This is a genomic window from Salinisphaera japonica YTM-1 (genome assembly GCF_003788585.1).
In the GTDB taxonomy this organism is placed as follows: domain Bacteria; phylum Pseudomonadota; class Gammaproteobacteria; order Nevskiales; family Salinisphaeraceae; genus Salinisphaera; species Salinisphaera japonica.
Genome location: NZ_AYKG01000007.1, coordinates 46,501 through 60,808, shown reverse-complemented (window position 1 = coordinate 60,808; position 14,308 = coordinate 46,501). Strand labels below are relative to the sequence as shown.

General features: G+C 64.2%; 12 protein-coding genes. 1 reads left to right on the top strand and 11 read right to left on the bottom strand.

Translation table 11 applies throughout. The features are described 5' to 3' along the window. Window positions 1-47: 47 nt before the first annotated feature. The 5 genes from SAJA_RS03480 to SAJA_RS03460 all read right to left on the bottom strand — a co-directional run bounded on the left by SAJA_RS03480 (window position 48) and on the right by SAJA_RS03460 (window position 5,675). A complete protein-coding gene (locus SAJA_RS03480; protein WP_123657268.1) occupies window positions 48-1,028 on the bottom strand; it encodes a D-ribose ABC transporter substrate-binding protein in 981 nt (326 codons plus the stop codon). Window positions 1,029-1,078: 50 nt separating this feature from the next. After that, window positions 1,079-2,206: an ABC transporter permease gene (locus SAJA_RS03475; RefSeq protein ID WP_425471636.1), complete on the bottom strand. Its 1,128-nt coding sequence runs from the start codon at window positions 2,204-2,206 to the stop codon at window positions 1,079-1,081. Window positions 2,207-2,224: 18 nt separating this feature from the next. Continuing rightward, the gene (locus tag SAJA_RS03470; RefSeq protein ID WP_123657266.1) at window positions 2,225-3,754 is read right to left on the bottom strand and encodes a sugar ABC transporter ATP-binding protein; all 1,530 of its coding nucleotides are present in this window, start codon (window positions 3,752-3,754) and stop codon (window positions 2,225-2,227) included. Then, window positions 3,751-4,422: a DUF2291 family protein gene (locus tag SAJA_RS03465; protein WP_123657265.1), complete on the bottom strand. Its 672-nt coding sequence runs from the start codon at window positions 4,420-4,422 to the stop codon at window positions 3,751-3,753. Before SAJA_RS03465 ends, SAJA_RS03470 begins: the two co-directional genes overlap by 4 nt. Before the next feature lie 125 nt (window positions 4,423-4,547). Beyond that, window positions 4,548-5,675: an alcohol dehydrogenase catalytic domain-containing protein gene (locus tag SAJA_RS03460; protein WP_123657264.1), complete on the bottom strand. Its 1,128-nt coding sequence runs from the start codon at window positions 5,673-5,675 to the stop codon at window positions 4,548-4,550. Between the two features lie 320 nt (window positions 5,676-5,995). Here SAJA_RS03460 and SAJA_RS03455 point away from each other — a divergent pair, with 320 nt between their 5' ends. Continuing rightward, window positions 5,996-6,961 carry a sugar-binding domain-containing protein gene (locus tag SAJA_RS03455; protein ID WP_123657286.1) on the top strand — a complete coding sequence of 322 codons (966 nt, stop codon included), beginning with the start codon at window positions 5,996-5,998 and terminating at the stop codon, window positions 6,959-6,961. Between the two features lie 7 nt (window positions 6,962-6,968). Here the strand turns inward: SAJA_RS03455 and SAJA_RS03450 are convergent, their stop codons facing one another. The 6 genes from SAJA_RS03450 to SAJA_RS03425 all read right to left on the bottom strand — a co-directional run bounded on the left by SAJA_RS03450 (window position 6,969) and on the right by SAJA_RS03425 (window position 14,297). Then, window positions 6,969-8,159 (bottom strand): carbohydrate porin, encoded by a 1,191-nt coding sequence (locus tag SAJA_RS03450; RefSeq protein WP_123657263.1) that lies wholly within the window; start codon window positions 8,157-8,159, stop codon window positions 6,969-6,971. Window positions 8,160-8,176: 17 nt separating this feature from the next. Further along, window positions 8,177-9,418, bottom strand: coding sequence for a TraB/GumN family protein (locus SAJA_RS03445; RefSeq protein WP_123657262.1), 1,242 nt, complete (start codon window positions 9,416-9,418; stop codon window positions 8,177-8,179). Window positions 9,419-9,655: 237 nt separating this feature from the next. Beyond that, entirely contained in the window at window positions 9,656-10,177 is a 522-nt protein-coding gene (locus SAJA_RS03440) for a hypothetical protein (protein ID WP_123657261.1), read from the bottom strand. Window positions 10,178-10,285: 108 nt separating this feature from the next. After that, on the bottom strand, window positions 10,286-10,822 hold the full coding sequence (locus tag SAJA_RS03435; protein WP_123657260.1) for a response regulator transcription factor: 537 nt from the start codon (window positions 10,820-10,822) through the stop codon (window positions 10,286-10,288). 1 nt (window position 10,823) lies between these two features. Continuing rightward, window positions 10,824-12,098, bottom strand: coding sequence for an ATP-binding protein (locus tag SAJA_RS03430; RefSeq protein WP_123657259.1), 1,275 nt, complete (start codon window positions 12,096-12,098; stop codon window positions 10,824-10,826). Between the two features lie 12 nt (window positions 12,099-12,110). Then, on the bottom strand, window positions 12,111-14,297 hold the full coding sequence (locus SAJA_RS03425; protein WP_123657258.1) for a TonB-dependent receptor: 2,187 nt from the start codon (window positions 14,295-14,297) through the stop codon (window positions 12,111-12,113). Between the last annotated feature and the right edge of the window lie 11 nt (window positions 14,298-14,308).

Below are 14,308 nucleotides of genomic sequence, written 5' to 3'. Positions count from 1 at the left end.
AAAGCCGGCAGATCATCATGACCTGCCGGCAACCCTGACGATGAAACTTACTTGGCGTCGTCGGTCATGCTGGCCAGCGTGAAGGGGGCGACGAAGTCGTCGGCCTTGTCCTGGGTGATCAGGATGCAGTCAAAGAGCTGCTTTTCTTTTTTCACGCCGGTGTTGCCGTTCTTGATGTAGTGATCGGCCTGCTGGACTGCCTGCTTGGCGAACACGGCGACCGGCTGAAGCACGGTATAAGCCAACTCACCGGCCTTGATGGAGTCGATGGCCGCGGGCGAGCCGTCGAAACCGCCAACCGTGACCTGGTCGAGCTTGCCGGCTTCCTTGAGCGCCGAGATGGCACCAAGGGCCATGTCGTCGTTGCCCGAGATCACGCCCTTGATATTCGGGTTGGCCTGGAGCATGCCCTGCATCTTGTTGTGGCCCTGGGTGCGATCCCAGCTGGCAACCTGGGAGGCGACCTGCTTCAGGCCCGGATACTGCGACAGCACGGTCTTGTAACCGTTGGCACGGGTCGCGGCGTTGTTGTCCGAGGGCGGGCCCTTCAACTCGGCGTAGTTGGCATCGGTGGTGCCCATCGCCTTGATCCACTGCATGGCACCGAGGGCGGCACCCTGGGCGTTATTGGAGACGAGCTGGGCCTTGGCCAGGCCTTGTTCGTTGATCTCGGCGTTGACGATGATCACCGGAATATCCGCGGCCACGGCTTTCTTGACCGAGCCGATCGAGCCGTCGGCGTTGGCCGGATCCAGGATGATGGCCGCCGAGTGGTTGGTGATGGCGGTATCGATCTGGTTGCGCTCGGTGTTGGTATCCCCGTTGTGGGCCACGACGTTGGCCTTGTAGCCCAGGCGCTTGGCCTCGTCGGCGGCTACGTTGCCCTCGGTCTGCCAGTAGGGGTTGGACGGGTTATTGACGATGATCGTCATCAGCTTGTCGGCCGCACTGGCCGTGCTGACGCTGGCCAGTGCACTGATGCCGATGACGGCAACGCCGGCCAGGGTGGCTAGTTTTTTAGCGAACATGGGTCTCTCCTCTTCGCGGTGGTTATGTCGTTGCTGTTTTCAGATGCCGATTACGAGGTCTGCGTGGCGGTGGGCGTTTTCGCATCACTCGCGGAATCAGCTGGTTTTGACGGCTTGTCGCCAGCCTTGGCCGGACGACGCCGTTTCTTGGTATCGATGGAGTTCAGCAGCACGGCCAGCACGATCACGACACCGGTGAAGACCATCTGCCAGTAGTTGGATACGCCCACAATGACCAGGCCATCGGACAAAAAGCCGATGACGAAGGCACCCAGCAACGTGCCGCGTACGTTGCCGATACCGCCGGCCAGTGCCGCGCCGCCGATTACCACGGTGGCGATGGCGGTCAGCTCATAGGTCGTACCGGCGGTGGGCCCGGCCGAGGTCAGCTGGGAGGTCAGCACCAGCCCGGCGATGGCGGCACACACGCCGGACAATACAAAGACCATGACGGTGACGAACTGCGTGGGCACGCCGGACAGGCGCGCGGCCCGGGCGTTGCCGCCGGTGGCATACAGCCAGCGGCCAAAGGCCGTGCGGTTGAGCGTGATCGAAAGCACGATGGCCACCACGGCCATGATGATCACGCCGACCGGAATATCGAGCAGGCGATTGAAGCCTAGCCAGTCCAGCCCGGTGTTGCCCAGTTTTTCGCTGCCGCCCAGGTTGTTATAGGTCAGCCCGTTGGTGATCAGCAGCGCGATACCGCGCACGGCATACAGCGCGCCCAGCGTGGCCACGAACGAGGGCACCTTGAAATAAGCCACCAGCACGCCGTTGACCAGGCCCACCAGCGCGCCCACGCCGCAGACCAGAAGCCCTACCACCCAGATCGAGGGATAAGCGGTATAGCCCAGCGGGCCGAGATCGATGCCGTGGATGAAAAACCCGGTCATCACCCCGCACAGGCCCAGGGTGGAGCCCACCGACAGATCGATCCCGCCGGTGAGAATCACCAGCAGCATGCCCAGCCCCAACAGGCCGAAGATCGCCACGTGCGAGGTCATCGTCAGCAGGTTGTCGACCGTGAAATAGTTCGGCGACAGGAACGAAAACACGATGATGATGGCCACCAGGCCGAAAAACGCCCGGCCTTCCAGCAGTAGCGCCAAGAAATCGATACGGCCGCGGCCGTCGGTGGATGAGTCAGTCTTGGCCATGACGCCCTCGTTTGAAATACATGTGGCAGTTGCTCCTCAGGCGGACTCGCCCGAGGCCGCCATGATGGCTTCCTGTGTGGTATCCGGGCCGAATTCGGCCACGATGCGCCCGCGCGACATCACGATGATGCGATGCGCGATCGACAGGCATTCGCTGACCTCCGACGTGGAGTACACGACCGCCACACCCTGGCGCGCCCGCTCGGCCAGCAGCTTGAACACCTCGGCCTTGGCGCCGATATCGATGCCGCGGCTGGGCTCGTCCAGCAGGATCACGTTGGGCCGGGTGGCCAGCATCTTGCCGATGACGACTTTCTGTTGATTGCCGCCGGACAAGGAGCCGATGGCCGCATCCGGGCCGTCGGTCTTCACGTGTACGTCGCGAATACCGTCATCGACCAGCCCGCGCTCGGTGTTGTTCGACACGAACAGGCGCTTGATGAATTCCGGAATGCTGGCCAGCGAAAGATTACGCCCCACGCTCAAGGTCTGGACCAGGCCGTCGCGCTGACGATCTTCCGGCACCAGGCACAGGCCGGCGGCAATACGCTGGGCGATTGATCGATGGCTGATTTCAGCGCCGGCCAGGCGGATCGTGCCCGTGCGGGCCGCGGTATTGCCGGCCAGGGTTTCGAGCAGTTCAGTGCGCCCGGCGCCCATCAGACCGTAGATACACACGATTTCGCCGGCGGCGACCGATAAATCAAGATTCTCGACCGCCAGCCGGTCGGCCTTGGTGGCATCTGCAACCGACAAGCCTTCGACCGCCAGGGCCGTATCGCCAAAGTCATAGCCGTCCGGCGGACTGCCCAGATCATAGTGATCGCCCACCATATGGCGCACGATCCAGGCCAGATCGATATGGGCACGCACTTCGTTGGCGGTCATCGCCCCGTCGCGCAGAACCACCGCATAATCGGTGATCTCCAGCGCTTCTTCCAGGTGATGCGAGATATAGACGATGGCCACGCCGCGTTCGGTCAAGTCGTGGATGACCTTGAACAACACCTCGATCTCGGCGGCCGACAGCGCCGAGGTGGGCTCGTCCATGATCAGGATGCGCGAACGGGCCGACAGCGCGCGGGCGATCTCCACGATCTGTTGCTGGCCCACGCGCAGCTCGCCGACCGGTGTGGCCGGGTCGATATCCTCTTCCAGCTCGGTCATCAGCGCCGCGGCCTGGCGGGCCTGCTCGCGATAATCGACCTGGCCGAAGCGCAGGATCTCGCGGCCCATGAAGATATTGTCGGCCACCGACATGTTGGGTGACAGCGACAGCTCCTGATGGATGATCGAAATACCGCGGTCTCGGGCATCCACCGTCGAGGTGAAGACCACCGGCGCGCCGTCGAGGATCAACTGGCCGGCGGTCGGCTGCTCCACGCCGGACAGGATCTTCATCAGCGTGGATTTGCCTGCGCCGTTCTCACCGAACAGCGTGGTCACCGTGCCGGGGTAGATATCGAAATCCACGCCCTTCAAGGCCTGCACGCCGCCATAGTGCTTGACGACGTCACGCGCCGAGAGCACGGGATTGGCGTCGATGTCGGGGGCGGCCACACTCATGCGCCGGTCTCCAGCGCCACCGGCGTGATCAGCCAGTTGTTCGGGATGATGCGCTGGAACACACCGATCACGTGCAGCTGTTGGCCGGGCAACGCGTCGCGATCCAGATCGGAGAGGATCGCTTCTTTCATGGCGTTATTGATGCCGGCGGCGGCGTTTTGATACTCGATCTGGTTCTTGAAATCGCCAAAGGCGATGCCGCCAGCCCCGTCGCGCAGCGCGGTGCCGTTGACGGCCGGGCCGACCTGCACCCGCATGACCTGGCCTTCCGGCATATCGGCCACGTCGAGCGTGCAGATACCGCCGTCGCAGGATTCGACCGTCCCCGTGGCTTCAACCGACAGCACGGGGGCAACCGCCCCTTCCACGCCGTAGTCGGCAATCGCCGCATCTTCGTCATCGGAAAGCGCCTGGGCCAGCTTCGGAGCCGGCGCGGCGCGCTGGGTCACGGTCTTCTTGATTTCCGGGAACGTCTTTTCGCCATAAGCCTCGGGCGAGAAGCCGGCATCAACGGCCGCGCTGTCGCCCGTGTTTGAAACAAACGTGGTGTCCAGGCCCATCACGACGATGAGTGCTGCCACCACGCCAATACCGATGCCCCGCTTGGCAGCCGGCGATAGACCGGACCGGCGCTGGTTCTGGGCCTGCGTCTTTGTCGCCGTTGTCATGTCACTACCCTGCGGGCCGTCGTTGAATAAAACCGGGGCATCTGCCCCGGGTGACCGACCACGGCTTCGACCCCGCGGCCTGTCTGGCTAGTCTGGAAATCGCTGGATCAGACGCACCGGCCGGATCAGTTATGCGGATCGATCGCGACCTTCATTGATTGATCGCCTTTTTCCATGACCTCGAGCGCTTCATGGAACCTGGACATGGGATAGGTATGGGTCACCACGCCGCGCATATCGAGCTTGCGGGTGGCCACGAAATCGATGGCCCGCGGATAGGTATAAGGCCCCAGATGCGAGCCCAGGATGTCGAGCTCCTTGCGATCACTGATGATCGACCAGTCAAGCGTGACCTCGCTGCCAAAGACCGAGAACTCCACGAACCGCCCCAGCTTGCGCAGCATGTGGATGCCCTGGTTGACCGCCGCGTGGTGGCCGGTGGCCTCCACGTAGATGTCACAGCCATAGCCTTCGGTGATGTCCTTGATCTTCTGATAGACATCCACCTCGGCCGGGTTCCAGACCTCGTCGGCTCCCATCTGCATGGCGAACTTCTCGCGATCGGGCTTCATGTCGAGCACGATCAGTTTCTTGGGGTTGGACAGCGCGATCTGGCCGATGATGCCCAGCCCCAGCGTGCCGGCCCCGGCCACCACGACGACATCGTCGGGGGTGACCTGGGCGCGGTCCGCGGCGTGCAACGAGCAGGCCAGAGGCTCGACCAGCACGGCTTCCTCGGCCGGCACCTCATGGGGCACCTGATGCACGATGCCTTCCTTGGTGAAGATCATGTACTGGGCAAACGCGCCGTTGACGTTGGACTGGAAGCCGTAGAGATCGTGCTTGTCGCACATCCAGTACTGGCCGCGGTTACAGAAGCGACAATCCCAGCAGGGCACGATCTGCTCGGAGATCACGCGATCGCCGATCTTGACGTTCTTGGCCTCACCCGCGCCTTCGCCGAGGGCGACCACGTGACAGACGAACTCATGCCCCGGAATCATCGGCGGCTTGACGTAGCGTGGCTGGGTGTCGTCGCCCCAGAACGAAGGCGCACCGTGGAACACTTTCACGTCGGACATGCAGATGCCCACCAGCTCCACGCGGCACAGGATCTCGCCCGGGCCGGGCGTGGGCACCTCGACCTCTTCCAGTCGATAGTCGCCCGGCACGTAGCAGACCACGGCTTGCATGGTCTTCGGGATCTCGCCCGTGGGCTGCTTGGTTTCAGCGCGTTCCATGACGTCCGACATCGTGATCTCCTGGGTTCATCCGCGGCCGGGCCGGCCGTGCCGCTCGATCGACGCGATGAACATTTGATCATCGCGTATTCATTTGTTTTCTTAAGATTGATGGTAGGCCGGCCCCAGAGCGAGATCAATTGAAACCGGCCGTTCCAGGCCTAGACTTTGGTCTAAGCCTGAAACCGATCCCTCGCAGGCACTTGCGTCGTTGCCCCGTCACAAGCACGGCGGCGATTGGCTTTCTACCGGAATGGACGTAGGATCGACTGACCAAGAACATGCGTTCAAGGCGTGTTCACATGAACACGTCGATTTCCCGCGAGCTGCCGATGACCGCCGACGAACTGACCGAACTGGCCAAGCTCTATCACATCGACGGCTGGACCCAGGAAGCGCTGGCCCAGCGCTTCGATGTGTCGCGGGTGAAGATCGGCCGCCTGCTCAAGCGCGCGGTCTCCGAGGGCATCGTCGAGATCTGCGTGCGCCTGTCGCACCCGCCGGATCGTACGGCGGCCCTGGAACAGGCTCTGATCGCGCGTTTTGGTATCAAGCGCGCGATCATCTCGGTCGATCATCGCGACGCCGAGCGTCAGCGCGAGCTATTGGCCGGCCTGGTCGCGCGCTATCTTGATCAGCGGCTTGGCGATACCAGCGTGGTCGCCGTGGGCATGGGGCGTAACGTCTCGGCTGTGCCGCGCCAAGTCGTGGCCCGTCAGCATCGACATTGCACGTTCGTGTGTGCGATTGGCGGCTCGTATCGGGGCGGTGAGGCGATGAACGCCGACCAGACCTGTCGGCGCTTCGCCGAGCGCTTCGGCGGCGAGAGCGTGACCCTCTATGCCCCGGCCATCGTGGCCAACCGTGATACCCGTGATGCGCTGATGGCCAACGACACCGTGCGCCAATCACTCACGCGCGCCCAGCAGGCCGACATGGCGCTGGTGGGCGTGGGCGATATCCTGGAAGACAGCAACATGGTGCGCATGGGCTGGTTCACCCAGGAAGAGATCAACGCCGTACGCCGGCTGGGCGTGGTGGGCGACATCATGGGCTATGACTTCATCGACATGGACGGCGCCCTGGCCGACACGCCGCTGGTCGGCCGGGTGATCGGGCTGACCATCGAGCATCTGCGCCATATTCCCGACGTGATCGCGACCGCCAGCGAGCCGACCAAGGTCGGCGGTATTCTGGGGGCGCTACGTACCGGCACCATCGATACCCTGGCCACCACCGAATCCATCGCCGAGACCGTGCTGGGGCTGGATCAGTCACGCCGGGCCGGTGGCGACTAGGCTCGAATCAAAAAGCCAGCCGTGCCCGCAGCGTGCCCACCAGCGCATCGTCGATGCCACGCCCGCCGGGGTTGATGATGTACTGCATATCCGGCTTGAGCTCGAACCAGGGCACCGGCCGGATTCCGTAGAACGCCTCCACGGCCAGTTCGTAATCAGCCACGAAACCCGCTCCCGGCGCATCGGAAAAGCCGACATAGCTGGCCATCAGCCCGCTGATGTCCTTGGGCCGGCCGTTCAGCAGCCCGGTGAACTCGGCCCCTCCGGCGATATGGGTATCGATGGCGCTGATCGCATCGTCTGTCTTGGCGTACTGGGCAAAGACATCCACCGCGGTCATATCGTTGGGGCTGGAATAGATGCCCTGATCCCAGACCAGGTACGAGCCGTCGGCACGTCGATTGGCGCCGGTCGTGATATCCGTGAAACGTCCCGAGTGATGCCAGTAGCCCACACCGATACGCCCTCGCTCCTGGCCGATCATGTAGCTCGTGCCCACTTCGGCGATATAGAAGGTGGCGTTCGGCGCGCCGAAGAAGCTGGACGGCCCGCGCGTGCCGGTATTCAGGCGGTTTTGCGTCGCCCCGTCATAAACGCCGGCCCCGATATACGGCCCGTGCTTGTCGCGCCAGAAGATATTGATCGCCGTCGACGGGTCCGGATACGACGGAAAGCCCATAATCGTCGGAGAAAACCCGGGTGAGGAATTGATGAAGGCCGTGCCGTTGAGCACGTAGGCGAAATCCGAGTTCGCGTCCATCTTGCCGAACTTGATGGCCAGCTGATCGTCGATCAGATCCTGTTGGTACCAGAGCGAGTACAGCGCATCGAAGGATGGGCCATCGATATTCGAGTAGACCTGGGTATCGCCGGTATCGATCGAACCGTCGTCGCCGTGAAACCCCAGATAGTTGATTGTCAGCGTGCCGCCCGGCAGGCCCACCGCCTTGTCCGTATCGATGATGAGGCCGGCCTGGGCCAGCACCCGGTCCGCGCTGGATCGCGGATTGCGGCCGCCTTCGAGTACGGTCGAATGATCACCGATGATCGAAATATCCAGCGTGATCCCGCGCTGGCCGAGTGCTTCAATGATTGTCGAGGACTGGCCTAGCGTGCCCTCGATCCCCGGCTGTGCTGTGGCCACCCCGGCCCATAGCCCCAGTGTAAGCCCCAGCCGTTGTAGTCCCCCGCGCTGCATCGGTCCTCGTCAATTGATCAGCCGAACAATTGCCCCACGATCCGGAAACCCGCGATATACGTACCCGCCGCCGAGCCGAGCGTGGCCCCCAGAAACACCAATAGTGTGCGCGATACACGGTTTCGCCACCAGCCCCTGAGCGAGGTGACATCGGCCTTGAGCGTCGAAAAATCACCCACGCGTGGCTTGCGCAGCCAGACCTCGGCCGCGGCCACCACCATGCCGGCCCCGATGGTGGGGTTGAGCGAGGTGATGGGGGCCGCGATGAAGGCCGTCACGATCGACAACGGATGGCCCAGTGCGACCGCCGTGCCCAACGCCGACAGCGCGCCGTTGATGACGACCCACTCGATGACGAGCTGCTGGCCCAGCCCTGCGCTCTTGGAAAAACCCAGCGCAAAACCGGCAAAGACCAGGGCGACCACGATCCACGGGATCCAGCGTACCCAGCGCGCACCGGGCGGCACGGTATCGAGCGTGGACACGCGGGCGGCCGGATCATCCATGCCGGCCTCCAGATAGCCGGCCAGCCCCTTGAGATGCCCGGCCCCAATCACCACCAGGGTGCGCCCGGCATCCGCCCGGCCGGCCAACAGCTTGGCGGCCATGTACTGATCGCGCTCATCGATGAGCGCGGCGTGCATGGCGCTGGACTCGGCGGCGAACTCGTTGAAGGTGGATTCGAGCATGTCGCCCTCCTTCAACTTCTCGATATCGTCCTCGCTGATCTTGTCCGAGGACACGAGACTGGTGGCCAGACCGGTGAGCACCGTGGCCCGCTGCCACCAGGGGATATTGCGATAGACCCGCTTGAGCGTGATGCCGATATTACGATCAACCAGCGACAGCGGCGTGTTGCCGGCCTCGGCGGCATTGATGGCCGCGCGCATTTCCGCCCCCGGCTCGATACCGAACTGATCGGCCAGGCGTTGCTGATACGCGCCCAGTGCCAGGCTGGCCGCCACCATTCCGGCCTGGCCTTTACGGATGACCGCGAACAGATCCATCTCGGCAACTTCGGCCTGGCGGGTCAGTGTGGCGTGGCGGGCATCACAGAGCTCGATGGCGATCTCGTCGTAGTCGCCGGTCTCGATCTCGGCGCGCACTTCATCGGCACTGGCGCGAGAGACATGGGCGGTGCCCAGCAGCAGATACTCGCGTGCCCCACGTTTGACCAGGCGTCTTGGCCCGCCGCCGTCGGCCGGGCGCGGTGCGTTAGAAGGGTCGGTATCGGCCTGACGCTGGCGTTCGTCGCTCATGCCTGCTCTCTTGCGTGATCCTCGATACAAAAGCGGGGCCTCGATCGAGACCCCGACTCTTGCGCCTGGAACGCTAGATTAGCACTGCATGAGTCAGCGCTCGTCGCGATCGCTGCCCAGAACCTTCACGCCGAGAAAGATCATCAGGCCGATGAAGGGCACGGCGGCCACGGCGAAGATGATGATGCCCAGCATGTCGTTACCCTCTGGCGTGCATGTCGCGAATTCCGCCTGTGATCAGCTGTCGCTGTCGTTCTCGCTGTCTGCGTCGCCGGTGAAGTCGTTCGGGTTGCCTTCCTGCAGACTGCCCGTGCCGACTTTCTCGCCATCCAGGTACCAGACCACGTCCAGGCCGTCCATGGCCGCGACATAGCAGTCCACGCCGTCGCCGTAGTCGAAGCACAGCTTGTCGTCTTCAATGGTCCACTTGGCGCTGTAATCGGCGGCCAGAATCTTGCCGTTCGGATCGTAGTACTCGCCGTAGTTGCCGCCGGTGCTCATGCTACCGGTCACGGTGTGGTCGACGATGTGCTTGCGGATCGCGGCTTCGTCCATCTTGTTGGCGATGTCCGAGCTGTCGCTGTGATCCATGCTCGATTCGTCGGCCTGCGCGGCATCGTCGTGGCGCTCGGCGTTGGGCGTGGCCGCGTCTTCGCTGGCCATGTTGTCTTCGGTGTTGCTCTGGCCGCAACCGACCAGACCCAGGGCCAAAACAAGGCTGGCAGCGAAAGTAGCCTGACGAACGATGTTGTTGCGCATAAAAACTCTTTGGTTTGCGTAAGTGTCTTCGAGACTATCCTGTTTGTCGGCTTTTCCCATATCTCGGTGTATAGCCCAACCAGTGCAGAAACGATTGGGCTATCGGGCTCAGCGCTCTCGCGTGGGGCGCTTGGCCAGTTTGCGCTGCAAAGTCCGCCGATGCATGCCCAGCGCCCGGGCGGTGGCCGAGATATTGCCGTCGTGGTCAGCCAGCACCTGCTGGATATGCTCCCATTCCAGCCGGCGCAGCGAGGTGGGGTTCAGCGTGGCGGTTTCGGCGGCGGCCTCCGGGGCCGTGTCGTCCAGGGCCGCCAGGATCTGGCGGGCGGTGGCCGGTTTGGGTAGATAATTGAACGCGCCCTGCTTGATCGCCTCGATCGCGGTGGCGATGCTGGCATAGCCGGTCAGCATGAGGATCCGCACGGCAGGTGCGGCCGCATGCAACGGACCGATCAGGGCCAGCCCGCTGCGCTCACCCAGGCGTAGATCCACCACGGCGACGTCAAAACGCGCCGGGGCGGCGCCCACCTGTTCGAGTGCCGCTTCCGGGGTCGTGACAGCCTCGACCTCATGCCCAAGACGGTTCATGGCGCGGGAGAGCGTGCGGCTGAATACAGGGTCGTCGTCAACGAGCAGAATCTGCATATCAAGCGTTGTCCATCGGCGCCAGACCGGTCTTTTCGAACACGATACGGGTACGGGTGCCGCCGCTGTCGGCGGCCTCGAACGACAGCTTCGCGCCGATCCGCGCGAGGCTGGCCCGAGCCAGCGTGAGCCCCAGGCCCAGCCCGCCCGGCTTGGTCGAGCCGGTCTCGGGGCCTTCCAGGCGGGCGATATCCGGCGCGCCCGGGTCATCGATGGCCATGACATAGCTCGTGGCCTGCTCGTGGCGCGTCAATGCCAGGCGCGGCAGGCCGGCGGCCAGGGCCGCATCGGCGGCGTTATCCAGCAGGTTATGCAGGGCCTGGCCCAGCGCGGGGTCATTGCGTATGGCGGTGGCGGCCAACGGCTGCCAGCCCGTCATGTCCAGCTCGATCTCGGGCCGCCGGGCACGCCAGCGGCTGACCACGCCGTCAAAGAACACCTCCGCGGCCACGGTAGCCTGTACCCGCGGATCACGCGCGGCCACCAGCGCGCGTAGCTCACGCGCGGCCAGCTCGGCCTGGTTATGAATGGTCGCGATATCCTCTTGCACGTCTTGGGCCAGATTCGGCTCGTCCCGGAGCGATTCCGCGGCGATCAGAATCGTGGACAGCGGCGTGTTGAGCGCGTGCGCGGCCCCGGCGGCCACCGTGGCCACGCCGACCACGGCATCGTCGCGCATGAGGCGCTCGCGCTGGGCGGCCAGCTCGCGCTCGCCGGCCCGTACCCGTTCGGCCAGCGCCAGCAGAAATACCAACAACAGACCCGCGGCCAGCACGAACGTGGCCCACATGCCGATCACGTGGCGTTCGAAGCCGATGACCGTCATGGGATGGCCCAGATGCAACAGATAGCGCCACAGCAACGCCGTATAGCCGGCCACACAGACACCGGTCACTGCCAGCGCGCCGCGAATATCCAGCGCTGCCCCGGCAAAGGCCACCGGCAACAGGAACAACGACACGAACGGGTTGGTGGCCCCGCCGATCGCCCAGAAGAAAGCGAACAGAACGCCCGTGTCGAAAACCAGATGCCCGACCAGGGCCCGGTTGGCCCGAACATCGATATCCCCCGGGCCGGGCCGGGCGATGCGCTGGTTGAAGACCAGCAGCAGCAGGGGCAGCCCCCAGACCGCCAGCCCGGTATGCAGCCCGAAGGCCAGCATCAGGGCGAGGGCCGTGGCCAGCAGGGCCGCGGCAACATAGCGCAGTGCGGCCAGCAGCCGCAGGATAGAGGCCGGCTGCAGCGATACCAGCTGGAAAAACGAGCGCGGCGTCATCGGCCCATGTTTCTAGAACGACCAGTTCAGTGTGGCATAGGCATTGCGACCGGCGCCGGGCAGACGGGCGCCCACCGGCACGGCGCTGTTGCCCGCCCGGTTGAAACCGGCCAGAAAATCGCGATAGCCGCGGTTCAGCAGATTATCGACGCCCACCTCGACCCAGACGGCCTCGCTGGCCTGATAACGCGCGCCGACATCCGTCAAGGCATAGCCGCCGGTGGCCGGATCGGCCACGCTGGCATCGGTTCGATAATCGGCCGTGTCGTTCTGGGCAAAGACATACCGCTCGGCCAGGCGCAGCTGCCAGTCGGTGTTGGCCCAGGTCAGCTGGGCGCGTACGTGGCCGGGGGCGATACGATAAAGATTGTCGTTGACGTCCACGCGCTTGCCGCGGGTATAGCCGGCACCACCGTCGAGCTGCCAGTGCTCGGTCAGCGCATAGGCGGCCGCGATATCCGCGCCGTAGATCTCGGCCTGGACGTTGGCATATTGCAGCGGGGTGGCATCGCCGTTGACGCGCGAGACCCGCTCGACGTCGGAATCCACCACGCCCGGCGTGTCGTCAAAGTCCACGGCATCGATATAGTCGTTGATACGGTGATAATAGACCTGCGGCGACACACTCAAGCGCGTACCGGTAAACGACAGGCCCAGATCGGCCATATAAGCGACCTCCGGATCCAGGCCCGTATCGCCGATCACGTTGTTGCCATCGGCTGCTCCGGCCGAGGCCTCCAGCGGGATGAAGGCGTAACGCTCGATGTAATACGGCGAGCGGGTCTTGCGCGCCAGGCCCAGGCTGGCCTGCCAGCGCTCGCCAAAGGCCCGGGAAAGCTTGCCGACGATATCGATGTTGTCATCACCCTGATCACGATCGGTGGCAGCAAACCCGGCCGCCAGACGCTGGGCCGGTGCAGGCAGGCCGGGGGCCACGCCGCCCGGCCCGGCCGACATGTCGATATGGGTATAGCGCAGGCCCAGCTCGCCGCGCCAAGCATCGCTTAGGACATTATTGGTCAGGCGATCCAGCGCGCCGGCCCACTGGGCAAAGCCGCTATAGGTATTGCGCCGGATCGCGTCGAAGTTATTGACCCGAAAGGCTGCGTTGTCCGGGTTGCCCACGAAGGCATCGTGCTGGGCAAACTGTCCGTCAAAACCCAACGTAGCCCGCCCGCCGGCCAGATCATGGGCTGCGCGTAGCTCGGTGGCGTATTGCTGGCTGCGGGCGCGGATAAAGCGCGGGTCGGCCGTGGCCCCGTTCAAGGGCGAAAAATCCGGCGCGGGGCGCAGCAGATCGTTGGCCATACGGTGCTCGACGTGACTGCCCGATACCTGGCCCGAGAGCTGCCAGTCGGCGATCTCGATTTCGTGCTCGAGCTGGCCCATCCAGGTATGAAAGAAATCGGTATCGAGCGGCAGATCGGCGTTGCCGGAATCGCCCGTGCGCTGGGCGCGTACAAACGCCGAGGTTTCACCGAAACGCCCGCGATGGCCGGCGTCGATGCCGTATTGCTTGCGATCATAAGAGGTCGCATTCAACACGCCGTAGGGAGTGCGCAGATTGGACGCCTGATCGGTGGCCGCCGTCACCCCCAGCCGATTGTTCTCGTTGGCAACGCTGGCCTGCCCGGCCAGGCCGTAGCCGTTGTTCACGCTCTCGATACGTGACTGGGCCCCGCCATGCACGGCGTAGTCGCTGTCCAGCGCGTATTCACTCCGACGCGTGGTGGCATTCACCGTCGTGCCGATGGCATCCACGCTGTCCGTCACAGAAGGAATACCGCGCGTGACCGATACGTTGTCCACCAGGGTAGCCGGGGCATAGTGCAGCGGCGGATCCATCCAGTTCGGCCCGCCCGAGGCGATTCCCATACCGTCGATGGTCACCTGATTGCGATAGCCCGTCAGCCCGCGAAACTGCACCTGCCCGGCCAACCCGCCGTTATCCAGCGCCGCCCCGCCGGGCACGTTATCCATCACCTCGGCCGTATCGACCAGATCGGGAAAGACCAACGGCGAGACGATCTCGGCCTCGCTGGCCCGCGCGCGCACGGCCACGGGCGCCAGATCGATCGGCTCAGACGCTGTCGTGGCCGGCGTGGCCGGGGCCGGAGCCACCGGCGCGGCCTGTGTCGTTACCCAGCATCCCGTGATCACGGCCCCTGCCACGAGTCGTGCGTATCCCTTGATTACCATGACGATCCCCC

What these genes read in the sequence shown, in the direction of transcription:
- SAJA_RS03480 (WP_123657268.1), bottom strand. Translation starts at nt 1,028, where the DNA reads ATGTTCGCTAAAAAACTAGCCACCCTGGCCGGCGTTGCCGTCATCGGC.
- SAJA_RS03470 (WP_123657266.1), bottom strand. Translation starts at nt 3,754, where the DNA reads ATGAGTGTGGCCGCCCCCGACATCGACGCCAATCCCGTGCTCTCGGCG.
- SAJA_RS03465 (WP_123657265.1), bottom strand. Translation starts at nt 4,422, where the DNA reads ATGACAACGGCGACAAAGACGCAGGCCCAGAACCAGCGCCGGTCCGGT.
- SAJA_RS03460 (WP_123657264.1), bottom strand. Translation starts at nt 5,675, where the DNA reads ATGTCGGACGTCATGGAACGCGCTGAAACCAAGCAGCCCACGGGCGAG.
- SAJA_RS03455 (WP_123657286.1), top strand. Translation starts at nt 5,996, where the DNA reads ATGACCGCCGACGAACTGACCGAACTGGCCAAGCTCTATCACATCGAC.
- SAJA_RS03450 (WP_123657263.1), bottom strand. Translation starts at nt 8,159, where the DNA reads ATGCAGCGCGGGGGACTACAACGGCTGGGGCTTACACTGGGGCTATGG.
- SAJA_RS03445 (WP_123657262.1), bottom strand. Translation starts at nt 9,418, where the DNA reads ATGAGCGACGAACGCCAGCGTCAGGCCGATACCGACCCTTCTAACGCA.
- SAJA_RS03440 (WP_123657261.1), bottom strand. Translation starts at nt 10,177, where the DNA reads ATGCGCAACAACATCGTTCGTCAGGCTACTTTCGCTGCCAGCCTTGTT.
- SAJA_RS03435 (WP_123657260.1), bottom strand. Translation starts at nt 10,822, where the DNA reads ATGCAGATTCTGCTCGTTGACGACGACCCTGTATTCAGCCGCACGCTC.
- SAJA_RS03430 (WP_123657259.1), bottom strand. Translation starts at nt 12,098, where the DNA reads ATGACGCCGCGCTCGTTTTTCCAGCTGGTATCGCTGCAGCCGGCCTCT.
- SAJA_RS03425 (WP_123657258.1), bottom strand. Translation starts at nt 14,297, where the DNA reads ATGGTAATCAAGGGATACGCACGACTCGTGGCAGGGGCCGTGATCACG.